Origin of the sequence: Enterobacter cloacae complex sp. IR5459, from assembly GCF_049238005.1 — a bacterium.
Lineage (GTDB): Bacteria > Pseudomonadota > Gammaproteobacteria > Enterobacterales > Enterobacteriaceae > Enterobacter > Enterobacter hormaechei_C.
Window position 1 is genome coordinate 188306 of the sequence record NZ_JBMKIG010000006.1, and the last position, 25546, is coordinate 213851.

Below are 25546 nucleotides of genomic sequence, written 5' to 3' on the forward strand. Positions count from 1 at the left end.
TTGCCTGGCTCATAACGAGCGGTTAAGGTATCCATCACTCTGCACTTTATAAGATGGGTTTACCCTGTCAGAAGACGGCGCGGAAATGAATTCTGTTGACCGTCTATAACAAAAGCCTGGAGGCAAAGCATGGAGATGTTGTCTGGCGCGGAAATGGTCGTCCGATCACTTATCGATCAGGGCGTGAAGCAAGTGTTCGGCTATCCCGGAGGCGCGGTTCTTGATATTTATGACGCGCTGCACACGGTAGGCGGTATTGATCATGTTCTGGTTCGTCATGAACAGGCTGCTGTGCATATGGCAGACGGCCTGGCCCGCGCCACGGGCGAGGTGGGTGTTGTGCTCGTCACTTCCGGACCGGGGGCGACCAATGCCATTACCGGCATTGCGACTGCGTATATGGACTCCATTCCCCTGGTCATTCTCTCCGGACAGGTGGCGACGTCACTGATTGGCTATGATGCGTTTCAGGAATGCGACATGGTGGGGATCTCACGCCCCGTGGTGAAGCACAGCTTTCTGGTTAAACAAACGGAAGACATCCCGGGCGTACTGAAAAAAGCCTTCTGGCTGGCCGCCAGCGGTCGTCCTGGGCCAGTGGTTGTCGATCTGCCAAAAGATATTCTCAATCCCGCGAATAAACTGCCTTACCTGTGGCCTGAGTCGGTGAGCATGCGTTCATATAATCCGACGACGCAGGGGCACAAAGGCCAGATTAAGCGTGCGCTGCAAACGCTGCTGGCTGCGAAAAAGCCCGTAGTCTATGTGGGGGGCGGCGCCGTCAATGCAGCCTGTGAAACGCAACTACGCGAACTGATTGAGAAGCTGAATCTTCCTGTCGCGTCATCGCTGATGGGGCTGGGGGCATTCCCGGCTACCCACCGTCAGGCGCTGGGCATGCTGGGTATGCACGGCACCTATGAAGCCAATATGACGATGCACCATTCTGATGTGATTTTTGCCGTCGGCGTGCGTTTTGACGATCGCACCACCAATAATCTGGCGAAATACTGTCCGCATGCGACGGTGCTGCACATTGATATCGATCCGACTTCAATCTCTAAAACGGTGCCGGCGGATGTGCCGATCGTGGGGGACGCACGACAGGTGCTGGATCAAATGTTGGATCTGCTGGCGCAGGAGACCGCGTCTCAACCGCTGGACGAGATCCGCGACTGGTGGCAGCAAATCGAACAGTGGCGTGGCCGTCAGTGCCTTAAGTACGACACACAGAGTGAGAACATCAAGCCGCAGGCGGTGATCGAGACGATCTGGCGTCTGACCAATGGCGATGCGTATGTCACTTCTGACGTGGGCCAACATCAGATGTTCGCTGCGCTGTATTACCCGTTTGATAAACCGCGTCGCTGGATCAACTCTGGCGGGCTCGGCACGATGGGCTTTGGTCTGCCCGCCGCGCTGGGGGTGAAGCTGGCGTTGCCAAACGAAACGGTGATCTGCGTGACGGGTGATGGCAGCATACAGATGAATATTCAGGAGCTTTCTACTGCGCTGCAATATGAGTTGCCAGTGCTGGTGCTGAACCTGAATAACGGTTACCTCGGTATGGTAAAGCAGTGGCAGGATATGATTTATTCTGGCCGTCACTCTCAGTCTTATATGAAGTCACTTCCGGACTTTGTCCGCCTGGCTGAAGCCTATGGTCATATTGGCATGCGGGTAACCGATCCGTCAGAGCTGGAAGCGAAGCTCGGCGAAGCGCTTGAGCACGTTAAAAACAATCGCCTCGTCTTCATGGACGTCATCGTCGACGGCACAGAGCACGTTTATCCGATGCATATCCGTGGCGGCGGTATGGATGAAATGTGGTTAAGCAAAACGGAGAGAACCTGATATGCGCCGGATATTATCTGTATTACTGGAAAATGAGTCGGGTGCACTGTCACGCGTCATTGGGCTTTTTGCGCAGCGCGGCTATAACATTGAAAGCCTGACCGTTGCGCCGACCGATGACCCGACGCTCTCCCGCATGACGATCCAGACTGTCGGCGATGCGAAAGTGCTTGAGCAGATCGAAAAACAGTTGCACAAACTGGTGGACGTACTGCGCGTCAGCGAGCTGGGGCAGGGGGCTTACGTCGAACGTGAAGTGATGCTGGTGAAAATTCAGGCCAGCGGTTACGGTCGTGAAGAGGTCAAGCGCAACACGGATATCTTCCGTGGGCAGATCATCGACGTCACGCCTTCTATATATACTGTGCAGCTTGCCGGAACGAGCGATAAGCTGGATGCGTTCCTGGCCTCCGTCAGGGATGTAGCAAAAATTGTTGAAGTTGCGCGCTCTGGCGTTGTTGGCCTCTCGCGCGGCGATAAAATCATGCGTTAGTTGCGCAAAAGGTTCGCCTCTTTCAGCCCGGTAGCCAAAGCCGGGCTTTTTTTTGCGTAATCCACCGACAACGCGGACAAAAGCGGTTGCCGTGAAAGCTATTCTGCGTTTAGATGTTAAAATATTTAACCATAACCTTGACAGGGCCATGGACTTTTTTCTTTTTTTGAGGGGCAATTGTGAAACTGGATGAAATCGCCCGGCTCGCCGGCGTGTCGAGAACCACGGCCAGCTATGTGATTAACGGTAAAGCAAAGCAGTATCGTGTCAGCGATAAGACCGTTGAGAAAGTGATGGCAGTCGTTCGTGAGCATAATTACCATCCGAATGCTGTCGCCGCAGGTTTACGTGCCGGGCGCACCCGCTCGATTGGCCTGGTGATCCCGGACCTGGAAAATACCAGCTATACCCGCATCGCCAACTATCTGGAACGTCAGGCTCGTCAGCGGGGCTATCAGCTGTTGATTGCCTGCTCCGAGGATCAGCCTGACAACGAGATGCGCTGCATTGAGCATCTGCTGCAACGTCAGGTTGACGCCATCATCGTGTCGACCTCTTTACCACCAGAGCATCCTTTCTATCAGCGCTGGGCAAACGATCCGTTCCCGATTGTGGCGCTGGATCGTGCGCTGGATCGTGAACATTTCACCAGTGTCGTAGGTGCCGATCAGGACGATGCAGAAATGCTGGCTGCCGAGCTGCGTACCTTCCCGGCTGAAACGGTGCTGTATCTTGGCGCTTTGCCTGAACTTTCCGTAAGCTTCCTGCGTGAACAAGGGTTCCGTACGGCATGGAAAGACGATCCGCGTGACGTTCATTATCTGTATGCCAACAGCTATGAGCGTGAAGCGGCTGCCCAGCTGTTCGAGAAATGGCTGGAAACGCACCCGATGCCGCAGGCGTTGTTTACCACCTCGTTTGCCCTGTTGCAGGGGGTGATGGATGTGACGTTACGTCGCGATGGCAAACTGCCATCCGATCTGGCGATTGCGACCTTCGGCGATAACGAACTGCTCGACTTCCTGCAATGTCCGGTGCTGGCCGTGGCCCAGCGTCACCGCGACGTCGCCGAGCGCGTGCTTGAGATTGTTCTGGCAAGCCTGGATGAACCCCGCAAACCGAAACCCGGGCTTACGCGTATCAAACGTAATCTCTATCGGCGCGGAATTTTGAGCCGCCATTAATATTTCCACAGGGGCGGTAAAACTGCCCCTTTTGAAGCGCATTTATTGCGGGAAATAATTCCCGGATAAAAATTAGGATTTATCTCTAAGATTCATAGCCTGCTATTATTCTGAATCCATTTTGACGTTAAAAAGTGCAATTATAATTTCTAACGGGCATTTCTTTGTATTGTTTTGTTACAAACAGGTGCCAGCCGATGAATATTCAGCCATTTTTTACTCCCCCCTTCAGACCTCAACGCACACGAACGAATCCATCTGGCTTTGAGGTTAATCTGGCGCTGTTATCCCCCGGCGATATGCCTTAAAATGCTGCCCGCGTCGCAAACTGACACTTTATATTTCCCTGCGATGATATTGAGTGAGTCTTAACGCTCGTGTGCATATTCTGTTTTTTTCTTACAAATATTCATAACGTTAATTTTGCCTCGCCAGTTGTGTAGTAATTAGCCAGGTCACGCTTGCTCTGTAAATACGGTGCTTTCGCGCCGGTATAGAGAGAGTCCTGGCTTGACAAGCTTTTCCCTCGCTCCGTAAACTCCTTCAGGTGGGAATTTGTGGGTTAAAGTGGTGAGGAGGGGTGAGACTGGCATGTTCCGTGGAGCAACGTTAGTCAATCTCGACAGCAAAGGGCGTTTATCGGTACCAACCCGATACCGCGACCAGCTGATTGAGAACGCTTCGGGTCAACTGGTTTGCACCATTGACATCAACTCCCCATGCCTGCTGCTTTACCCTTTGCCTGAATGGGAAATCATTGAGCAAAAGCTGTCGCGACTGTCGAGCATGAACCCGCAGGAACGCCGCGTACAGCGGCTGTTATTGGGACATGCCAGTGAATGTCAGATGGATAGCGCCGGGCGATTATTGATTGCGCCTGTGTTGCGGCAACATGCCGGTCTGACTAAAGAAGTGATGCTGGTCGGACAGTTCAACAAGTTTGAACTGTGGGACGAAACGACCTGGTATCAACAGGTCAAGGAAGATATCGACGCTGAGCAGTCTGATTCCGAAACATTATCGGAACGGCTGCGGGACTTGTCTCTATAAATATGATGGAAAATTATAAACATACAACGGTGCTGCTGGATGAGGCCGTTAACGGCCTGAATATTCGTCCAGACGGCATCTATATTGATGGCACTTTTGGTCGCGGTGGTCACTCGCGTTTGATCCTCTCTCAGCTTGGAGCGGAAGGACGCCTGCTGGCAATTGACCGCGATCCGCAGGCGATTGCCGTTGCGCAAACCATCGATGATCCTCGCTTTTCCATCGTGCATGGACCTTTCTCTGCGCTTGCGGATTATGTCGCTGAGCGCGGCCTGACCGGCAAGATCGACGGGATTCTCCTCGATCTTGGCGTCTCTTCACCACAGCTTGATGATGCAGAACGCGGTTTTTCCTTTATGCGTGATGGACCGCTGGATATGCGTATGGACCCTACTCGCGGCCAATCTGCCGCTGAATGGTTACAAACTGCTGACGAAGCGGATATTGCCTGGGTAATCAAAACCTTCGGCGAAGAACGCTTTGGCAAACGTATTGCCCGCGCCATCGTGGAGCGCAACCGCGTTGAGCCAATGACCCGTACCAAAGAACTGGCAGAAGTCATCGCGGCGGCAACGCCGGTGAAGGACAAGCACAAACATCCTGCGACCCGTACCTTCCAGGCGGTTCGTATCTGGGTAAACAGTGAACTGGAGGAAATAGAGCTGGCGCTAAAAAGCTCGCTCGACGTGCTGGCCCCGGGTGGGCGGTTATCCATCATCAGTTTCCATTCGCTGGAAGATCGCATCGTAAAACGCTTCATGCGTGAACAGAGCCGCGGTCCTCAGGTTCCGGCGGGGCTGCCGATGACGGAAGAACAACTCAGAAAGCTGGGCGGCCGTCAGTTGCGAGCATTAGGCAAGTTGATGCCGGGCGAAGAAGAGGTGGCAGAGAATCCACGTGCCCGTAGTTCAGTGCTGCGTATTGCAGAGAGGACGAACGCATGATCAGCAGAGTGACAGAGACCCTAAGCAAAGTTAAGGGATCGTTAGGAAGCAACGAGCGCCATGCCTTGCCTGGCGTGATCGGCGACGATCTTTTGCGGTTTGGGAAGCTGCCACTCTGCTTGTTCATTTGCATCATTGTGACGGCAGTCATGGTGGTCACCACCGCTCACCATACCCGTTTATTAACTGCGCAGCGCGAACAGATGGTACTGGAACGCGATGCGCTGGATATTGAATGGCGAAATCTGATCCTTGAAGAAAACGCGCTCGGCGATCACAGCCGGGTTGAACGGATCGCAACGGAAAAACTGCAATTACAGCATGTTGATCCTTCGCAGGAAAATATCGTAGTACAAAAATAAGGGAAAACGCGACGCATGAAAGCAGCGGCAAAAACGCTAAAACCAAAACGCCAGGAAGAACAGGCCAACTTTGTCAGTTGGCGTTTTGCGTTGCTTTGCGGCTGCATTTTACTGGCGCTGGGTTTCCTGCTGGGACGCGTGGCGTGGCTACAAATCATCGCGCCTGACATGCTGGTGCGCCAGGGTGATATGCGTTCTCTGCGCGTGCAGGAAGTTTCTACCTCTCGTGGGATGATCACCGACCGCTCCGGCCGCCCGCTGGCGGTGAGCGTGCCGGTGAAGGCGATCTGGGCCGATCCGAAAGAGCTGCACGACGCAGGCGGGATCACCCTTGATAACCGCTGGAAGGCGCTCTCAGACGCGTTGAAAATGCCGCTGGATCAGCTGGCGTCACGCGTTAACGCCAACCCGAAAGGGCGCTTCATCTATCTTGCTCGTCAGGTGAACCCTGACATGGCTGACTACATTAAGAAACTGAAGCTGCCGGGCATTCATCTGCGGGAAGAATCCCGCCGTTACTATCCTTCCGGCGAAGTCACCGCGCACCTGATTGGCTTTACCAACGTGGATAGCCAGGGGATTGAGGGCGTTGAAAAAAGCTTCGACAAGTGGCTTACCGGCCAGCCTGGCGAGCGAATCGTGCGTAAAGACCGCTATGGTCGCGTCATTGAAGACATTTCCTCGACAGACAGCCAGGCCGCGCACAACCTGGCCCTGAGTATTGATGAACGCTTGCAGGCGCTGGTCTATCGTGAGCTGAACAACGCCGTCGCGTTTAACAAGGCGGAATCGGGCAGCGCCGTGCTGGTGGATGTGGCGACAGGTGAAGTGCTGGCGATGGCCAGTAGCCCCTCATACAACCCGAATAATTTTGCCGGTACAGCAAAAGATGCAATGCGTAACCGCTCCATCACCGATGTGTTTGAACCCGGTTCGACCGTAAAACCCATGGTGGTGATGACGGCTCTACAGCGAGGCATCGTCAACGAAAATACCGTTCTGAATACGATCCCTTATCGAATTAACGGTCACGAAATCAAAGACGTGGCACGTTACAGCGAACTGACCCTGACCGGGGTCTTACAGAAGTCGAGTAACGTCGGTGTGTCAAAACTGGCGTTAGCGATGCCGTCCTCAGCGTTAGTAGATACTTACTCACGTTTTGGGCTGGGAAAGGCGACCAATTTGGGGTTGGTCGGAGAACGCAGTGGCTTATATCCTCAAAAACAACGGTGGTCTGACATAGAGAGGGCCACCTTCTCTTTCGGCTACGGGCTAATGGTAACTCCCTTACAGTTAGCGCGAGTCTACGCAACGATTGGCAGCTATGGCATTTATCGTCCGCTGTCGATCACCAAAGTTGATCCACCGGTTCCGGGGGAACGTGTTTTCCCGGAATCTATCGTTCGTACCGTCGTGCATATGATGGAAAGCGTCGCGTTACCTGGCGGTGGCGGCGTGAAGGCCGCAATTAAGGGCTATCGTATCGCCATTAAAACCGGTACAGCGAAAAAAGTGGGGCCGGACGGCCGCTATATCAACAAATACATTGCCTATACCGCAGGCGTAGCGCCTGCAAGCAATCCGCGTTTTGCACTGGTGGTCGTCATCAACGATCCGCAGGCGGGTAAATACTACGGCGGCGCCGTCTCCGCGCCTGTGTTCGGGGCTATTATGGGCGGCGTGTTGCGCACCATGAACATTGAACCGGATGCGCTGGCGACGGGCGAAAAAAGTGAATTTGTAATTAATCAAGGCGAGGGAACAGGTGGCAGATCGTAATTTGCGCGACCTTCTTGCTCCGTGGGTGCCTATGCTACCTGCGCGAGCACTGCGAGAGATGGTACTGGACAGCCGCGTAGCGGCTTCTGGCGATCTTTTTGTGGCAGTGGTGGGTCATCAGGCGGACGGGCGTCGTTATATCCCGCAGGCGATTGCGCAAGGTGTTGCTGCCATTATTGCTGAGGCCAAAGATGAGGCAACAGACGGTGAGATCCGTGAAATGCACGGCGTGCCGGTCATCTATCTCAGCCAGCTGAATGAGCGTCTCTCCGCGCTGGCAGGACGTTTTTACAACGAACCTTCCGACCAGTTACAGCTGGTTGGCGTGACAGGAACCAACGGAAAAACCACCACCACTCAGCTGATGGCGCAGTGGGCGCAGCTGCTGGGCGAAACCGGTGCCGTCATGGGCACGGTGGGGAACGGTCTTCTGGGCAAAGTAAGCCCGACGGAAAACACTACAGGCTCGGCGGTTGACGTGCAGCGTGTGCTGGCGGGCCTCGCTGAGCAGGGGGCGACCTTCGCTGCGATGGAAGTCTCTTCCCATGGTCTGGTACAACATCGCGTGGCGGCCCTGAAATTTGCTGCCTCTGTCTTTACTAACCTGAGCCGCGATCACCTTGATTATCATGGTGATATGGAGCACTACGAAGCGGCGAAATGGCTGCTTTATTCCACTCACCACCACGGGCAGGCGATCATTAACGCCGACGACGAAGTCGGTCGCCGCTGGCTGGAAAAACTGCCAGATGCGGTGGCGGTGTCGATGGAAGATCGCATTAATCCGAACTGCCGCGGCCGCTGGCTGAAGGCGGTCGAGGTGAACTACCACGATAGTGGGGCGACGATCCGCTTCGCTTCCATCTGGGGCGAAGGTGAAATTGAAAGCCGCCTGATGGGGGCCTTTAACGTCAGTAACCTGCTGCTGGCGCTGGCGACGCTGCTGGCGCTGGGTTACCCGATGGCGGATCTGCTGAAAACGGCTGAGCGTTTGCAACCGGTCTGTGGCCGCATGGAAGTGTTTAGCGCGCCGGGCAAGCCGACGGTGGTTGTGGATTACGCCCACACGCCGGATGCGCTGGAAAAAGCGCTGGAAGCGGCGCGTCTGCACTGCGCTGGCAAGCTCTGGTGCGTGTTTGGCTGCGGTGGCGATCGCGACAAGGGCAAACGTCCGCTGATGGGCGCCATCGCTGAGCAGTTCGCGGATATTCCCGTGGTAACCGATGACAACCCGCGTACCGAAGAGCCGCGGGCCATTATCAACGACATTCTGGCGGGCATGCTGGATGCGGGACGTGCGCGCGTGGTCGAAGGCCGTGCGGAGGCCGTGACTAACGCCATTATGCAGGCGCAGGAGAACGATGTGGTTCTGCTGGCCGGTAAAGGTCATGAAGATTATCAGATTGTCGGCAATCGTCGTCTGGATTACTCCGACCGCGTGACGGCAGCGCGTCTGCTGGGAGTGGTGGCATGATTAGCATTACGTTAAGCCAGGCCGCTGCGGTATTGCAGGGGATGCTGCATGGTCAGGATCTGACCATCGAGGCTGTAACCACCGACACCCGTAAGGTGACGGCGGGCTGCCTGTTTGTGGCGCTGAAGGGTGAACGTTTTGACGCCCACGATTTTGCGCAACAGGCTAAAGATAACGGCGCGGGCGCGCTGCTGGTCAGTCGTAAGCTCGATATCGATTTGCCGCAGATTGTGGTGAAAGATACGCGCCTGGCGTTTGGCGAGCTGGCGGCATGGGTTCGCCAGCAGGTGCCAACACGCGTCGTGGCACTGACGGGCTCGTCGGGCAAAACCTCCGTTAAAGAGATGACGGCGGCGATCCTTAGCCAGTGCGGTAACACGCTTTATACGGCGGGCAACCTTAATAATGACATCGGTGTGCCGATGACGCTGCTGCGCCTGACCCACGAGCATGAATATGCGGTGATTGAGTTAGGGGCTAACCATCAGGGCGAAATCGCCTGGACCGTGAGCCTGACCCGTCCGGAAGCGGCGCTGGTGAATAACCTGGCGGCGGCACATCTTGAAGGTTTTGGTTCTCTGGCCGGTGTGGCGAAAGCGAAAGGTGAAATTTATACCGGCCTGCCGGATGACGGCATCGCCATTATGAATGCCGATAACAACGACTGGCTGAACTGGCAGAGCATCATTGGTTCACGTAAAACCTGGCGCTTCTCACCGAATGCGGCAAACAGTGATTTTTCGGCGACCAACATTCATGTGACGTCACACGGTACCGAGTTCACCCTCACAACCCCAACGGGCGACATCGACGTGCTGCTGCCCCTGCCGGGTCGTCATAACATCGCCAATGCGCTTGCTGCGGCAGCGCTCTCAATGGCGGTAGGTGCCTCACACGCGGCGATTAAAGCAGGTCTGGCAAATTTAAAAGCCGTGCCGGGGCGTCTGTTCCCGATCCAGCTGGCTGAAAACAAGCTCCTGCTGGATGACTCCTACAACGCTAACGTTGGCTCAATGACGGCGGCCGTGCAGGTCTTGTCTGAAATGCCGGGCTATCGCGTGATGGTTGTGGGCGATATGGCCGAGCTGGGTGATGAAAGCGAAGCCTGCCATATTCAGGTGGGTGAAGCGGCGAAAGCCGCCGGGCTTGACCGCGTATTGAGCGCAGGCCCGCTGAGCAAGGCCATTTCCGATGCCAGTGAAGTTGGCGAACATTTTGCCGATAAATCTGCACTGATCGAACGCCTGAAGGCATTGATTACAGAAAAACAGATTGTGACTGTTTTAGTTAAAGGTTCACGTAGTGCCGCCATGGAAGAGGTTGTGCACGCATTACAGGAGAACGGGACATGTTAGTTTGGCTGGCCGAACATTTGGTCAAATATTACTCAGGCTTTAACGTCTTTTCCTATCTGACGTTTCGTGCCATCGTCAGCCTGCTGACTGCGCTGTTCATCTCGCTGTGGATGGGCCCGCGCATGATTGCCCGTCTGCAAAGACTCTCTTTCGGCCAGGTTGTGCGCAACGACGGTCCGGAATCGCACTTCAGCAAGCGGGGTACGCCGACCATGGGCGGGATCATGATCCTGACCGCGATTGTGGTGTCCGTGCTGCTGTGGGCGTATCCGTCTAACCCCTACGTCTGGTGCGTGCTGACCGTTCTGGTTGGCTACGGGATCATCGGTTTTGTTGATGACTACCGCAAAGTCGTACGCAAAGACACCAAAGGTTTGATCGCCCGCTGGAAGTATTTCTGGATGTCGGTGATTGCGCTGGGCGTGGCCTTTGCCCTTTACCTGGCAGGAAAAGACACCCCGGCTACCGAGCTGGTGGTGCCGTTCTTCAAAGACGTGATGCCGCAGCTGGGGCTGTTCTACATTTTGCTGGCTTACTTTGTGATCGTCGGTACCGGCAACGCCGTCAACCTGACCGATGGTCTGGATGGCCTGGCCATCATGCCAACCGTGTTTGTCGCGGGCGGTTTTGCGCTGGTAGCCTGGGCGACCGGTAACATGAACTTTGCAAATTACCTGCACATTCCGTACCTGCGACACGCGGGGGAACTGGTGATCGTCTGTACGGCGATTGTCGGGGCGGGGCTGGGCTTCCTGTGGTTCAACACCTATCCGGCGCAGGTCTTTATGGGCGACGTCGGTTCACTGGCGCTGGGCGGCGCACTGGGTATTATCGCCGTGCTGCTGCGTCAGGAGTTCCTGCTGGTAATCATGGGCGGTGTGTTTGTGGTTGAGACGCTGTCGGTGATTTTGCAGGTCGGTTCCTTCAAGCTGCGCGGTCAGCGCATCTTCCGTATGGCACCGATTCACCACCACTATGAACTGAAAGGCTGGCCGGAGCCGCGCGTCATTGTGCGCTTCTGGATTATTTCGCTGATGCTGGTGCTGATTGGCCTGGCAACGCTGAAGGTACGTTAATCATGGCAGATTACCAGGGCAAAAAAGTCGTTATCATCGGGTTGGGCCTCACCGGCCTCTCCTGCGTGGACTTTTTCCTTGCGCGTGGCGTGACGCCGCGCGTGATGGATACGCGCGTCTCTCCGCCGGGTCTGGACAAGCTGCCGGAGCAGGTTGAACGCCACCTGGGTGGTCTGAATGATGAGTGGCTGCTGGCCGCCGATCTGATTGTTGCCAGCCCCGGTATGGCGCTGGCGCATCCTTCCCTGAGCGCCGCCGCGGATGCAGGCGTTGAGATTGTCGGCGATATCGAACTGTTCTGCCGGGAGGCGCAGGCGCCGATCGTCGCCATTACCGGTTCGAACGGTAAAAGCACCGTCACCACGCTGGTGGGGGAAATGGCGAAGGCGGCGGGCAAAAATGTCGGCGTGGGCGGTAACATTGGTCTGCCCGCTCTGATGTTGCTTGATAAAGGGTGCGAGCTGTTCGTCCTTGAGCTTTCCAGCTTCCAGCTGGAAACCACTTCAAGCCTGCATGCGGCGGCGGCGACGATCTTAAACGTCACCGAAGATCATATGGACAGATACCCGTTCGGCTTGCAGCAATACCGTGCGGCCAAACTGCGCGTTTATGAAAATGCCAAAGTTTGCGTGGTGAATGCCGATGATGCACTCACCATGCCGGTGCGCGGCGCAGACGATCGCTGCATTAGCTTTGGTATTAATATGGGTGACTATCACCTTAACCGTCAGCAGGGCGAAACCTGGCTGCGGGTGAAAGGTGAGAAGGTGCTGAACGTGAAAGAGATGATGCTCTCCGGCCAGCATAACTACACCAATGCCCTGGCGGCGCTGGCGCTGGCGGATGCCGTTGGCCTGCCGCGATCTTCAAGCCTGAAGGCGCTGACCACCTTTACCGGCCTGGCGCACCGGTTCCAGCTTGCGCTGGAGCACAACGGCGTACGCTGGATTAACGATTCCAAAGCGACCAACGTGGGTAGCACCGAGGCGGCACTGAACGGTCTGCACGTTGATGGCACGCTGCACCTGCTGCTGGGCGGCGACGGTAAATCGGCTGACTTCTCCTCGCTGAAGCAGTACCTCAACGGTGATAACGTGCGCCTGTATTGCTTTGGCCGCGATGGTAGCGAGCTGGCGGCGTTGCGTCCTGAGGTCGCCGAGCAAACCGAGACCATGGAGCAGGCGATGCGTCTTATCGCCCCACGCGTGAAGCCCGGCGATATGGTGCTGCTCTCACCAGCCTGTGCCAGCCTCGATCAATTCAAGAATTTCGAACAGCGGGGTGATGTCTTTACCCGCCTGGCGAAGGAGTTAGGCTGATGCGTTTATCTCTCCCTCGCCTGAAAATGCCGCGCCTGCCAGGATTTGGTATCCTGGTATGGCTGTTTACGGCGCTGAAAGGCTGGGTGATGGCTTCACGGGATAAAGATTCCGACAGCCTGATCATGTACGACCGCACGCTGTTCTGGCTCACGCTGGGGCTGGCGGCGATCGGCTTTATTATGGTCACCTCGGCGTCAATGCCTGTCGGACAGCGTCTGGCAAACGACCCGTTCCTGTTTGCCAAGCGTGACGGGCTTTACATCATTCTCGCGTTCTGCCTGGCGCTGATCACCTTACGCCTGCCAATGTCGTTCTGGCAGCGGCACAGTACGGCCATGCTCATCGCCTCAATCATCATGCTGTTGATCGTTCTGGTTGTCGGGAGCTCCGTTAACGGGGCATCACGCTGGATTGCCTTTGGGCCACTGCGTATTCAGCCCGCGGAGTTCACCAAACTGTCGTTGTTCTGCTACCTGGCTAACTACCTGGTGCGTAAAGTTGACGAAGTTCGTAACAACCTTCGTGGCTTCTTAAAACCGATGGGCGTGATTCTGGTCCTCGCGATCCTGCTGCTGGCGCAGCCCGACCTCGGTACGGTAGTCGTACTGTTTGTCACTACGCTGGCGATGCTGTTCCTGGCGGGCGCAAAACTGTGGCAGTTCATTGCCATCATCGGGATGGGGATTTCGGCGGTGGTGCTGCTGATCCTCGCCGAACCCTACCGTATCCGCCGTGTGACCTCGTTCTGGAACCCATGGGAAGATCCGTTCGGCAGCGGTTACCAGCTGACGCAGTCGCTGATGGCGTTTGGCCGCGGCGAAGTCTGGGGCCAAGGCCTGGGCAACTCGGTGCAAAAACTGGAGTATTTACCGGAGGCGCACACCGACTTCATCTTCTCCATTATTGGGGAAGAACTGGGTTATATCGGTGTGGTATTGGCGCTATTAATGGTATTCTTCGTCGCTTTCCGCGCCATGTCGATTGGCCGGAAAGCGCTGGAGATCGATCACCGCTTCTCCGGTTTCCTGGCCTGCTCTATTGGTATCTGGTTTAGCTTCCAGGCACTGGTAAACGTTGGGGCGGCAGCGGGTATGTTGCCGACTAAAGGTCTGACGTTACCGTTGATCAGTTATGGTGGTTCGAGTCTGTTGATCATGTCGACGGCCATCATGTTTTTGTTACGCATAGATTATGAAACGCGTCTGGAGAAAGCTCAGGCGTTTACACGAGGTTCACGATGAATCAACCGAAGCGGTTAATGGTGATGGCAGGCGGTACCGGTGGACACGTGTTCCCGGGGCTGGCGGTTGCGCACCATTTAATGGAACAGGGCTGGCAGGTACGCTGGCTGGGAACCGCAGACCGCATGGAAGCCGACCTGGTACCTAAGCACGGTATCGAGATCGACTTTATTCGTATTTCCGGCCTTCGTGGCAAAGGGATCAAGGCGCTGCTGCTGGCGCCGGTGCGCATTTTCAATGCCTGGCGTCAGGCGCGCGCCATCATGAAGCGCTTTAAGCCTGACGTCGTTCTGGGCATGGGCGGTTACGTTTCCGGCCCTGGCGGACTGGCGGCGTGGTCATTAGGGATCCCCGTTGTTCTGCATGAGCAGAACGGTATTGCCGGTTTGACCAACAAATGGCTGGCAAAAATCGCCACCAAAGTTATGCAGGCCTTCCCCGGGGCATTCCCGAAAGCGGATGTCGTAGGGAATCCGGTACGTGTGGACGTGCTGGCGCTGCCGCTGCCAGATACGCGTCTGGCGGGTCGTGAAGGGCCGGTGCGGGTGCTGGTCGTCGGCGGTTCCCAGGGCGCGCGTATTTTAAACCAGACGATGCCGCAGGTTGCGGCAAAACTGGGTGATGCAGTGACCATCTGGCACCAGAGCGGGAAGGGCGCTCAGCAGACCGTTGAGCAGGCCTACGCGCAGGAAGGTCAGCCGCAGCATAAAGTAACTGAATTTATTGATGATATGGCCGCAGCCTATGCATGGGCCGATGTCGTGGTCTGTCGCTCGGGCGCGCTGACGGTGAGCGAAATCGCCGCCGCCGGTTTACCGGCGCTGTTTGTGCCGTTCCAGCACAAAGACCGACAGCAGTACTGGAATGCACTGCCGCTTGAAAAAGCGGGTGCCGCGAAGATTTTTGAGCAGCCACAATTTACCGCTGATGCGGTCGCCACTACCCTGGCGGGCTGGAACCGGGATGTATTACTGGAGATGGCGCAACGCGCACGCGCGACCGCTATCCCGGATGCAACGGAACGGGTGGCAAAAGAAGTGAGCCTGGCAGCCCAGGCATAATTCTCGCAGCGCGTGTTGCGCTGCACGATTTTTTTGAAGTAGTCGATGGCGTTTAGAGAATGAATACACAACAACTGGCAAAACTGCGTTCTATCGTGCCCGAGATGCGTCGCGTCCGGCACATTCACTTTGTCGGCATCGGTGGTGCTGGCATGGGCGGTATTGCCGAAGTGTTAGCTAACGAAGGCTATCAGATCAGCGGGTCTGACCTGGCGCCAAACCCTGTTACGCAGCAGCTGGCGTCGCTGGGGGCGACTATCTATTTCAATCATCGCCCGGAAAACGTGAGCGATGCGAGCGTGGTTGTGGTGTCCAGCGCTATCTCCGCGGATAACCCGGAAATCGTTGCGGCGCATGAGGCGCGCATTCCGGTGATCCGTCGCGCGGAAATGCTGGCGGAACTGATGCGTTTCCGTCACGGCATTGCGGTGGCCGGCACGCACGGTAAAACCACCACAACAGCGATGGTCTCCAGCATTTATGCGGAAGCGGGTCTCGACCCGACGTTCGTTAACGGTGGTCTGGTGAAAGCCGCTGGCGTGCATGCGCGTCTGGGCCATAGCCGTTATCTGATTGCGGAAGCGGATGAGAGCGACGCGTCGTTCCTGCATCTACAGCCGATGGTGGCGATCGTCACCAACATCGAAGCTGACCATATGGACACTTACCAGGGTGACTTCGAGAACTTAAAGCAGACCTTTATTAACTTCCTGCACAACCTGCCGTTCTATGGCCGTGCGGTGATGTGCGTGGACGATCCGGTTATTCGCGAACTGCTGCCGCGCGTCGGGCGTCAAATTACGACCTACGGCTTCAGCGAAGACGCGGATGTACGCGTAGAAGATTACAAGCAGATCGGTGCGCAGGGGCATTTCACCCTCGCGCGTCAGGATAAAGACCTGCTGCATGTCACCCTGAACGCGCCGGGACGTCACAACGCCCTGAATGCGGCGGCGGCGGTGGCTGTTGCGACAGAAGAAGGCATTGACGATGAAGCGATCCTGCGTGCACTGGAGAGCTTCCAGGGGACGGGCCGTCGTTTCGACTTCCTCGGTGAATTCCCACTGGAGCCGGTAAACGGTAAGCCAGGGTCTGCGATGCTGGTGGATGACTACGGTCACCATCCGACGGAAGTGGACGCAACCATCAAAGCGGCACGTGCGGGTTGGCCGGAAAAGAATCTGGTCATGATCTTCCAGCCGCACCGTTACACGCGTACCCGCGATCTGTATGACGATTTTGCCAACGTCCTTTCTCAGGTTGATACCCTGCTGATGCTGGATGTTTATGCTGCGGGTGAAACGCCGATTCCGGGTGCGGACAGTCGTTCTTTATGTCGTACCATCCGTGGACGCGGTAAAGTGGATCCTATTCTGGTTCCCGACCCGGCGCAGGTGGCTGAAATGCTTGCCCCGGTCCTGACGGGTAACGATCTGATCCTGATTCAGGGCGCGGGAAATATCGGCAAAATCGCCCGTACCTTAGCTGAAATCAAACTGAAGCCGCAAACTCAGGAGGACGAGCGTCATGGCTGATAAGATTGCTGTCCTGTTTGGCGGCACTTCCGCCGAACGCGAGGTTTCTCTGAATTCGGGCGCTGCCGTGCTGGCGGGCCTGCGTGAAGGTGGCGTGGACGCGCATCCGGTTGATCCGAAAGAGGTGGACGTCACGCAGCTGAAAGCGATGGGCTTCGATAAAGCCTTCATCGCGTTGCACGGCCGCGGTGGTGAAGACGGCACGTTGCAGGGGCTGCTGGAGCTGATCGGTATACCGTACACCGGCAGCGGCGTGATGGCATCCGCCATCTCCATGGATAAACTGCGCAGCAAACTGCTGTGGCAGGGCGCGGGCCTGCCCGTTGCGCCATGGGTTGCACTGACGCGTCGTGAATATGAATTGGGTCTGTCGGACAGCGTTAATACACGCATTGCGGCACTGGGCTTACCGGTTATTGTTAAGCCGAGCCGTGAAGGGTCGAGCGTGGGAATGTCCAAAGTTGATAAAGCTGTAGATTTGGCTGACGCTTTAGCACTGGCATTTCAACATGATGAAGAAGTTCTGATTGAAAAATGGCTTAGCGGGCCGGAATTTACCGTCGCGATGCTTGGCGAAGAAATTTTACCGTCAATTCGCATCCAACCCGCCGGAGTCTTCTATGATTATGAGGCGAAGTATCTCTCTGATGAGACGCAATATTTCTGCCCAGCGGGTCTTGAAGCAGAGCGTGAAGCCGAATTACAGTCTCTGGTGCTTAAAGCGTGGAATGTTCTGGGATGTCGTGGCTGGGGACGCATTGACGTAATGCTTGACGGTGACGGGCAATTTTATCTGCTGGAAGCAAACACGTCTCCGGGTATGACCAGCCATAGCCTTGTGCCGATGGCGGCGCGTCAGGCGGGAATGAGCTTCTCGCAATTAGTTGTACGTATTTTGGACCAGGCGGGCTGATATGTCTCAGGCTGCATTGAACACGCGCAACCGCGATGACGAAGAAGAATATTCCTCTTCGCGCCGGAGTAATGGAACGCGTCTTGCAGGGATCATCTTCCTGCTCGGGGTGCTGTGCACCGTGTTTATCAGCGGCTGGATGGTGCTGGGCTGGATGGAAGATGCGCAGCGGTTGCCGCTTTCAAAGCTGGTGGTGACCGGGGAGCGACACTACACGCGTAACGATGATATTCGCCAGTCGATTCTGGCGCTTGGGTCGCCTGGCACCTTTATGACGCAGGACGTCAACATTATTCAGAGTCAGATTGAACGTCTGCCGTGGATAAAACAGGCAAGTGTCAGAAAGCAATGGCCTGATGAATTGAAGATTCATCTGGTTGAATATGTGCCGATTGCGCGTTGGAATGATCAGCATATGGTTGATGTAGACGGAAATTCGTTCAGCGTCCCGAGCGATCGTGTCAACAAGCAGAATTTACCGATGTTGTATGGGCCGGAAGGCAGCGAAAACGAAGTATTGCAGGGTTTTCGTGAGATGGGGCAGGTGCTGGCTAAGGATCGCTTTACGTTAAAAGATGCTGCGATGACGGCGCGCCGTTCCTGGCAGTTGACCTTAACGAATGGCATCAAGCTCAACCTTGGCCGCGGCGATACAATGAAACGTCTGGCGCGTTTTGTAGAACTTTACCCGGTTTTACAGCAGCAGGCGCAGACGGATGGCAAACGGATAAGCTACGTTGATTTGCGCTATGACTCAGGCGCAGCAGTCGGTTGGGAGCCGGCTCCGGTCGAGGAACCTAATCAGCAACAAAATCAGGCACAGGTACAGGCAGAACAACAATGATCAAGTCGACGGACAGAAAATTGGTAGTAGGACTGGAGATTGGCACCGCGAAGGTTGCCGCTTTGGTAGGGGAAGTTCTGCCCGACGGTATGGTCAATATCATTGGCGTGGGCAGCTGCCCCTCCCGTGGTATGGATAAAGGTGGGGTAAACGACCTTGAGTCGGTGGTGAAATGCGTTCAGCGCGCCATCGACCAGGCTGAATTGATGGCAGATTGCCAAATTTCCTCTGTCTATCTGGCCCTTTCTGGTAAGCATATCAGCTGCCAGAATGAAATCGGTATGGTGCCGATTTCCGAAGAAGAAGTGACGCAGGAAGACGTTGAGAACGTTGTCCACACGGCGAAATCCGTGCGTGTTCGCGACGAGCACCGTGTGCTGCATGTGATCCCGCAGGAATACGCGATCGACTACCAGGAAGGCATCAAGAATCCGGTCGGTCTGTCGGGCGTGCGTATGCAGGCAAAAGTGCACCTGATCACATGTCACAACGATATGGCGAAGAACATTGTAAAAGCCGTTGAACGTTGTGGCCTGAAAGTTGACCAACTCATTTTCGCCGGACTTGCCGCGAGCTATTCCGTGCTGACCGAAGACGAACGTGAACTGGGCGTCTGTGTGGTCGATATTGGTGGTGGTACAATGGACATGGCTGTCTATACCGGCGGTGCGTTACGCCACACTAAAGTGATCCCGTACGCCGGGAATGTGGTTACCAGCGATATCGCTTACGCCTTTGGTACGCCACCGAGCGATGCAGAGGCGATTAAAGTGCGCCATGGTTGCGCGCTGGGCTCTATCGTCGGCAAAGACGAGAGCGTTGAAGTGCCGAGCGTAGGCGGTCGACCGCCGCGCAGCCTGCAACGCCAGACGCTGGCAGAGGTAATTGAGCCGCGTTATACCGAGCTGCTCAACCTGGTCAACGAAGAGATTTTGCAGTTACAGGAACAGCTTCGCCAGCAGGGTGTGAAACATCATCTCGCGGCGGGGATTGTATTAACCGGCGGGGCAGCGCAAATTGAAGGTCTTGCGGCCTGCGCTCAGCGCGTGTTCCATACGCAGGTGCGTATTGGTGCGCCGCTGAATATCACCGGTTTAACGGATTATGCCCAGGAGCCGTACTATTCAACGGCGGTGGGCCTGCTGCACTACGGGAAAGAGTCCCATTTAAGTGGTGAGGCAGAGGTGGAAAAACGCGTCTCGGTGGGGTCGTGGGTCAAACGACTTAACACCTGGCTGCGAAAAGAATTTTAATTTTTTTAAGAGACCGGAGAGAATTAGCGGTCTCGGGCGACAGGCACAACGGAGAGAGAGATTATGTTTGAACCTATGGAATTAACCAACGACGCGGTGATTAAAGTCATCGGCGTCGGTGGCGGCGGCGGTAACGCCGTAGAGCACATGGTGCGCGAGCGCATCGAAGGTGTTGAATTCTTCGCGGTGAACACCGATGCGCAGGCGCTGCGTAAAACGGCTGTTGGCCAGACGATTCAGATCGGTGGTGGCATCACCAAAGGTCTGGGAGCAGGGGCTAACCCGGAAGTGGGCCGCAACGCGGCTGAAGAAGATCGTGAAGCGCTGCGCGCTGCACTGGACGGTGCAGACATGGTCTTCATCGCAGCGGGTATGGGCGGCGGTACAGGTACCGGTGCAGCACCCGTTGTGGCGGAAGTCGCTAAAGATTTAGGTATTCTGACCGTTGCTGTCGTGACCAAGCCTTTCAACTTTGAAGGTAAGAAGCGTATGGCTTTCGCGGAGCAGGGTATCACCGAGCTGTCCAAGCACGTGGACTCTCTGATTACCATTCCGAACGACAAGCTGCTGAAAGTGCTGGGTCGCGGTATCTCTCTGCTGGACGCCTTTGGCGCGGCAAACGACGTGCTGAAAGGCGCGGTTCAGGGTATTGCTGAACTGATTACCCGTCCTGGCCTGATGAACGTCGACTTTGCAGACGTTCGTACCGTGATGTCCGAGATGGGCTACGCGATGATGGGCTCTGGCGTGGCGAGCGGCGAAGACCGTGCGGAAGAAGCTGCTGAAATGGCGATCTCCTCTCCACTGCTGGAAGATATCGATCTGTCTGGCGCGCGCGGCGTGCTGGTCAACATTACCGCTGGCTTTGACCTGCGTCTGGATGAGTTCGAAACTGTGGGTAACACCATCCGTGCATTCGCCTCTGACAACGCGACCGTCGTTATCGGTACCTCCCTTGATCCGGAAATGAACGACGAACTGCGTGTGACCGTTGTGGCCACCGGTATCGGTATGGACAAGCGTCCTGAGATCACCCTGGTGACTAACAAACAGACTCAGCAGCCGGTTATGGATCGTTACCAGCAGCACGGTATGGCGCCTCTGACTCAGGAGCAAAAACCCGCTGCGAAAGTGGTGAACGACCCGACTCCACAAACGGCAAAAGAGCCAGATTATCTGGATATCCCGGCGTTCCTGCGTAAGCAAGCTGACTAAGAATTGGCTGGAATTTGGGGATTTGCGCTCTTTGTGCTAAACTGGCCCACCGTTAGTGATATACACTCTCGGTTGGATAGTTAATTTGGCGAGATTATACGATGATCAAACAAAGGACACTTAAACGTATCGTTCAGGCGACGGGTGTCGGTTTACATACCGGCAAGAAAGTCACACTGACGTTACGCCCTGCGCCGGCCAATACCGGGGTCATCTATCGTCGCACCGACTTGAATCCACCGGTAGATTTTCCGGCCGATGCCAAATCTGTGCGTGATACTATGCTCTGTACTTGTCTGGTGAACGAGCATGACGTGCGGATTTCTACCGTAGAGCACCTGAACGCCGCCCTGGCGGGTCTGGGTATCGACAACATTATGGTTGAAGTCGATGCGCCAGAAATCCCGATCATGGACGGGAGTGCTGCTCCGTTCGTTTATTTGTTGCTGGATGCCGGCATCGAAGAACTGAACTGCGCGAAGAAATTTGTTCGCATTAAAGAGACCGTTCGCGTCGAAGATGGCGACAAATGGGCTGAATTCAAACCGTACAATGGTTTTTCGTTGGACTTCACCATCGATTTTAACCATCCGGCGATTGACTCCAGCACCCAGCGCTATGCGATGAACTTCTCTGCGGATGCGTTCATGCGCCAGATCAGCCGAGCACGTACCTTCGGCTTTATGCGTGATATCGAATATCTGCAATCCCGCGGCCTGTGCCTGGGCGGCAGCTTCGATTGTGCCATCGTTGTTGACGATTATCGCGTACTGAACGAAGACGGCCTGCGTTTTGAAGATGAATTTGTTCGTCACAAAATGCTGGACGCGATCGGCGACCTCTTCATGTGTGGTCACAACATCATTGGTGCCTTTACCGCGTTTAAATCCGGTCATGCACTGAACAACAAACTGTTGCAGGCCGTCCTGGCAAAACAGGAAGCCTGGGAATATGTGACCTTCGAAGACGAAGCTGAACTGCCGCTGGCGTTCAAAGCACCGACTATGGTCCTGGCGTAACGGTTAAACCCGTTTCGTAAGAAAAGCGACTGGTTCACCTGGTACTCTCTCCGACCAGGGAAGCCAGTCGTTTTTATTTCTGCCCTTCTTTAATTTGTCCCTTTCACCCCTGGCCTGTGTCGGGTGCCGAATAACGGTGTGTTCGCTGCATTATTGACCGTTTTTACCTGCTGCAAGGTGTCATTCCTGCTGCCGTGTATTGGCTTTAGTGGTAATATCTGGGCGCTAAAAAAGAATAACTAAACTCAGCCTGCACTGGCGGGCGAACGTGGTGGAGCAAGTGAGCGGAATACTGACGCGCTGGCGACAATTTGGCAGACGTTACTTCTGGCCGCATCTCTTATTGGGGATGGTCGCGGCGAGTCTCGGCTTGCCTGTGCTCAGCAACAGCGCAGACGCGGCAACGCCAGCACGTTCCACGACGACCAAACACGATCTCACCACACGGGTTAACTTCACTAATCTCGCATGGCTTGAAGCCAGCCGTCGTCCCAATTTCTCCGTTGATTACTGGCAGCAGCACGCGATTCGCACGGTTATCCGCCATCTGTCGTTCGCGATGGCGCCGCAGACGATGCCTGTTGCGGAAGAAACGCTGCCGGTCCAGGCTCAGCATCTTGCCCTGCTCGATACGCTTAATGCGCTTCTGACGCAGGACAACCAGCCGCCAGTGACCGTGAATCAGACGGCGAAAACGGATTTTGTTTCCCCTGCATCCTTCTCTGTTTCGACATGGATTAGCCAGGTTCACGGCATCCGTGCCGGGCCTCAACGCCTCAGCTAAATTAACCTTTTTCAATACCTTAATTTATCTGCCCGACTGGGGCGTTTGAGAATTTATTATGCTAATCAAATTGTTAACCAAAGTTTTTGGTAGTCGTAACGATCGTACCCTGCGCCGCATGCGCAAAGCTGTGAACGTCATCAACGGTATGGAACCGGCGATGGAGAAGCTCTCTGATGATGAGCTGAAAGCGAAAACCGCGGAGTTCCGTGCGCGTCTGGAGAAAGGCGAAACCTTAGAAAGCCTGATCCCGGAAGCCTTTGCCGTAGTACGTGAGGCCAGTAAACGCGTGTTCGGCATGCGTCACTTCGACGTGCAGCTGCTGGGCGGGATGGTGCTCAACGAGCGCTGCATCGCGGAAATGCGTACCGGTGAAGGTAAAACCCTGACCGCAACGCTGCCGGCTTACCTGAATGCGCTGACGGGTAAGGGTGTTCACGTTGTTACCGTCAACGACTATCTGGCGCAGCGCGACGCCGAAAACAACCGTCCACTGTTCGAATTCCTCGGCATGACCGTGGGCATTAACATGTCCGGCCTGCCGGCACCTGCCAAGCGTGAAGCCTACAACGCGGACATCACTTACGGCACCAACAACGAATACGGCTTCGACTACCTGCGTGACAACATGGCGTTCAGCCCGGAAGAGCGCGTCCAGCGTAAACTGCACTATGCGCTGGTGGATGAGGTTGACTCCATTCTGATCGATGAAGCGCGTACCCCGCTGATCATCTCCGGCCCTGCCGAAGACAGCTCCGAGATGTACCGTAAAGTCGACAAAATCATTCCTCACCTGCTGCGTCAGGAGAAAGAAGACTCCGATACCTTCCAGGGTGAAGGTCACTTCTCCGTGGATGAAAAAGCGCGTCAGGTCAACCTGACCGAACGCGGCCTGGTGAAAATCGAAGAGCTGCTGGTTGCTGAAGGCATTATGGAAGAGGGCGAGTCTCTGTACTCCCCGAGCAACATCATGCTGATGCACCACGTAACGGCTGCACTGCGCGCGCACGCGCTGTTCACCCGCGACGTTGACTACATCGTTAAAGACGGGGAAGTCATCATCGTCGATGAACACACCGGCCGTACCATGCAGGGACGTCGCTGGTCCGATGGCCTGCACCAGGCCGTGGAAGCCAAAGAAGGCGTGGATATTCAGAACGAAAACCAGACGCTGGCATCCATCACCTTCCAGAACTACTTCCGTCTGTACGAGAAGCTGGCGGGGATGACCGGTACCGCAGATACCGAAGCGTTTGAGTTTAGCTCCATCTATAAGCTGGATACCGTGGTAGTACCTACCAACCGTCCGATGATCCGTAAGGATATGCCGGACCTGGTATACATGACTGAAGCGGAAAAAATTCAGGCGATCATCGAAGATATTCGCGAACGTACCGCGAAGGGCCAGCCGGTACTGGTGGGGACCATCTCCATCGAGAAGTCCGAAGTGGTGTCTAACGAGCTGACTAAAGCAGGCATCAAACACAACGTTCTGAACGCCAAGTTCCACGCTAAAGAAGCAGATATCGTTGCGCAGGCGGGTTACCCGGCAGCCGTAACCATCGCCACCAACATGGCGGGTCGTGGTACCGATATTATGCTCGGCGGTAGCTGGCAGGCCGAAGTGGCGGAGCTGGAAAACCCAACCCCAGAGCAAATCGCGCAGATCAAAGCCGACTGGCAAGTGCGTCACGACGCGGTGCTGGCATCCGGTGGTCTGCACATCATTGGTACCGAGCGTCACGAATCTCGTCGTATCGATAACCAGCTGCGCGGTCGTGCGGGTCGTCAGGGTGATGCCGGTTCTTCCCGCTTCTATCTGTCTATGGAAGATGCGCTGATGCGTATTTTCGCCTCTGACCGTGTGTCCGGCATGATGCGTAAACTGGGCATGAAACCTGGCGAAGCGATCGAGCACCCGTGGGTTACCAAAGCGATTGCCAACGCCCAGCGTAAAGTGGAAAGCCGCAACTTCGATATTCGTAAGCAGCTGCTGGAATATGATGACGTTGCCAACGACCAGCGTCGTGCGATCTACACCCAGCGTAACGAACTGCTGGACGTGTCCGACGTGAGCGAAACCATCAACAGCATTCGCGAAGATGTGTTTAAAGCCACTATCGACGCCCATATTCCACCGCAGTCTCTGGAAGAAATGTGGGATATCGAAGGCTTGCAGGAACGTCTGAAAAACGACTTCGATCTCGAACTGCCAATCAAAGAGTGGCTGGACAAAGAGCCTGAGCTGCACGAAGAGACCCTGCGCGAGCGTATCTACGAAACCGCGCTGGACGTCTACAAGCGTAAGGAAGAAGTGGTTGGCGCAGAGATGATGCGTCACTTCGAGAAAGGCGTAATGTTGCAGACCCTGGACTCCCTGTGGAAAGAGCACCTGGCGGCAATGGACTACCTGCGTCAGGGTATCCACCTGCGAGGTTATGCGCAGAAAGATCCGAAGCAGGAGTACAAGCGTGAATCCTTCTCCATGTTTGCCGCCATGCTGGAGTCGCTGAAGTATGAAGTTATCAGCACCCTGAGCAAAGTTCAGGTGCGTATGCCGGAAGAAGTGGAAGCGATGGAGCAGCAGCGTCGTGAAGAAGCTGAGCGTCTGGCACAGATGCAGCAGTTGAGCCATCAGACCGATGAGAGCGAAGCCGCAGCAGCAATCGCAGCGCAGACGGGCGATCGTAAAGTTGGTCGTAACGATCCGTGCCCATGCGGTTCCGGCAAAAAATACAAGGCGTGCCACGGCCGTCTGAGCTAAGAACATAACAAACTGAAAAGG

General features: G+C 55.5%; 21 protein-coding genes. All 21 read left to right on the forward strand.

Features of this window, described 5'->3' with window-relative positions:
* The first annotated feature begins 129 nt into the window (after positions 1–129).
* The 21 genes from ilvI to secA all read left to right on the forward strand — a co-directional run bounded on the left by ilvI (position 130) and on the right by secA (position 25525).
* Positions 130–1854, forward strand: a complete 1725-nt coding sequence (gene ilvI / locus ACOTX4_RS14630) for an acetolactate synthase 3 large subunit (RefSeq protein WP_003856373.1) — start codon at positions 130–132, stop codon at positions 1852–1854.
* A gap of 1 nt (position 1855) precedes the next feature.
* Positions 1856–2347, forward strand: coding sequence for an acetolactate synthase small subunit (ilvN, locus tag ACOTX4_RS14635; RefSeq protein WP_003856371.1), 492 nt, complete (start codon positions 1856–1858; stop codon positions 2345–2347).
* Positions 2348–2526: 179 nt separating this feature from the next.
* Complete coding sequence (gene cra / locus ACOTX4_RS14640) at positions 2527–3531, forward strand: catabolite repressor/activator (protein WP_003856369.1); 1005 nt, start codon at positions 2527–2529, stop codon at positions 3529–3531.
* Positions 3532–4122: 591 nt separating this feature from the next.
* Positions 4123–4581 carry a division/cell wall cluster transcriptional repressor MraZ gene (mraZ, locus tag ACOTX4_RS14645; RefSeq protein ID WP_003856368.1) on the forward strand — a complete coding sequence of 153 codons (459 nt, stop codon included), beginning with the start codon at positions 4123–4125 and terminating at the stop codon, positions 4579–4581.
* 2 nt (positions 4582–4583) lie between these two features.
* On the forward strand, positions 4584–5525 hold the full coding sequence (gene rsmH, locus ACOTX4_RS14650) for a 16S rRNA (cytosine(1402)-N(4))-methyltransferase RsmH (protein ID WP_003856366.1): 942 nt from the start codon (positions 4584–4586) through the stop codon (positions 5523–5525).
* Positions 5522–5887, forward strand: coding sequence for a cell division protein FtsL (gene ftsL, locus ACOTX4_RS14655; protein WP_003856363.1), 366 nt, complete (start codon positions 5522–5524; stop codon positions 5885–5887). Before rsmH ends, ftsL begins: the two co-directional genes overlap by 4 nt.
* Before the next feature lie 15 nt (positions 5888–5902).
* Positions 5903–7669: a peptidoglycan glycosyltransferase FtsI gene (ftsI, locus tag ACOTX4_RS14660; RefSeq protein WP_003856361.1), complete on the forward strand. Its 1767-nt coding sequence runs from the start codon at positions 5903–5905 to the stop codon at positions 7667–7669.
* Positions 7656–9143: a UDP-N-acetylmuramoyl-L-alanyl-D-glutamate--2,6-diaminopimelate ligase gene (gene murE, locus ACOTX4_RS14665; protein WP_003856358.1), complete on the forward strand. Its 1488-nt coding sequence runs from the start codon at positions 7656–7658 to the stop codon at positions 9141–9143. Before ftsI ends, murE begins: the two co-directional genes overlap by 14 nt.
* Complete coding sequence (gene murF, locus ACOTX4_RS14670; RefSeq protein WP_045330949.1) at positions 9140–10498, forward strand: UDP-N-acetylmuramoyl-tripeptide--D-alanyl-D-alanine ligase; 1359 nt, start codon at positions 9140–9142, stop codon at positions 10496–10498. The genes murE and murF overlap by 4 nt, the downstream gene beginning before the upstream one ends.
* Entirely contained in the window at positions 10492–11574 is a 1083-nt protein-coding gene (gene mraY, locus ACOTX4_RS14675; RefSeq protein ID WP_045330952.1) for a phospho-N-acetylmuramoyl-pentapeptide-transferase, read from the forward strand. Before murF ends, mraY begins: the two co-directional genes overlap by 7 nt.
* A 2-nt stretch (positions 11575–11576) precedes the next feature.
* Positions 11577–12893 (forward strand): UDP-N-acetylmuramoyl-L-alanine--D-glutamate ligase, encoded by a 1317-nt coding sequence (gene murD, locus ACOTX4_RS14680; RefSeq protein ID WP_023315390.1) that lies wholly within the window; start codon positions 11577–11579, stop codon positions 12891–12893.
* Positions 12893–14137 carry a cell division protein FtsW gene (gene ftsW / locus ACOTX4_RS14685; RefSeq protein WP_003856348.1) on the forward strand — a complete coding sequence of 415 codons (1245 nt, stop codon included), beginning with the start codon at positions 12893–12895 and terminating at the stop codon, positions 14135–14137. The genes murD and ftsW overlap by 1 nt, the downstream gene beginning before the upstream one ends.
* On the forward strand, positions 14134–15198 hold the full coding sequence (gene murG / locus ACOTX4_RS14690) for an undecaprenyldiphospho-muramoylpentapeptide beta-N-acetylglucosaminyltransferase (RefSeq protein ID WP_022650395.1): 1065 nt from the start codon (positions 14134–14136) through the stop codon (positions 15196–15198). The genes ftsW and murG overlap by 4 nt, the downstream gene beginning before the upstream one ends.
* Positions 15199–15257: 59 nt before the next feature.
* Positions 15258–16733, forward strand: coding sequence for a UDP-N-acetylmuramate--L-alanine ligase (gene murC, locus ACOTX4_RS14695; RefSeq protein ID WP_003856345.1), 1476 nt, complete (start codon positions 15258–15260; stop codon positions 16731–16733).
* Positions 16726–17646: a D-alanine--D-alanine ligase gene (locus ACOTX4_RS14700; protein WP_003856344.1), complete on the forward strand. Its 921-nt coding sequence runs from the start codon at positions 16726–16728 to the stop codon at positions 17644–17646. The genes murC and ACOTX4_RS14700 overlap by 8 nt, the downstream gene beginning before the upstream one ends.
* Position 17647: 1 nt before the next feature.
* On the forward strand, positions 17648–18490 hold the full coding sequence (gene ftsQ / locus ACOTX4_RS14705) for a cell division protein FtsQ (RefSeq protein WP_003856342.1): 843 nt from the start codon (positions 17648–17650) through the stop codon (positions 18488–18490).
* Positions 18487–19743 (forward strand): cell division protein FtsA, encoded by a 1257-nt coding sequence (ftsA, locus tag ACOTX4_RS14710; RefSeq protein ID WP_003856340.1) that lies wholly within the window; start codon positions 18487–18489, stop codon positions 19741–19743. Before ftsQ ends, ftsA begins: the two co-directional genes overlap by 4 nt.
* A 63-nt stretch (positions 19744–19806) precedes the next feature.
* Positions 19807–20958: a cell division protein FtsZ gene (gene ftsZ, locus ACOTX4_RS14715; protein WP_003856338.1), complete on the forward strand. Its 1152-nt coding sequence runs from the start codon at positions 19807–19809 to the stop codon at positions 20956–20958.
* Between the two features lie 101 nt (positions 20959–21059).
* Positions 21060–21977, forward strand: a complete 918-nt coding sequence (gene lpxC, locus ACOTX4_RS14720) for a UDP-3-O-acyl-N-acetylglucosamine deacetylase (protein ID WP_003856337.1) — start codon at positions 21060–21062, stop codon at positions 21975–21977.
* Positions 21978–22257: 280 nt separating this feature from the next.
* A complete protein-coding gene (gene secM, locus ACOTX4_RS14725) occupies positions 22258–22761 on the forward strand; it encodes a secA translation cis-regulator SecM (protein WP_032628081.1) in 504 nt (167 codons plus the stop codon).
* 58 nt (positions 22762–22819) lie between these two features.
* A complete protein-coding gene (gene secA, locus ACOTX4_RS14730; RefSeq protein ID WP_003856335.1) occupies positions 22820–25525 on the forward strand; it encodes a preprotein translocase subunit SecA in 2706 nt (901 codons plus the stop codon).
* The last annotated feature ends 21 nt before the right edge of the window (positions 25526–25546 follow it).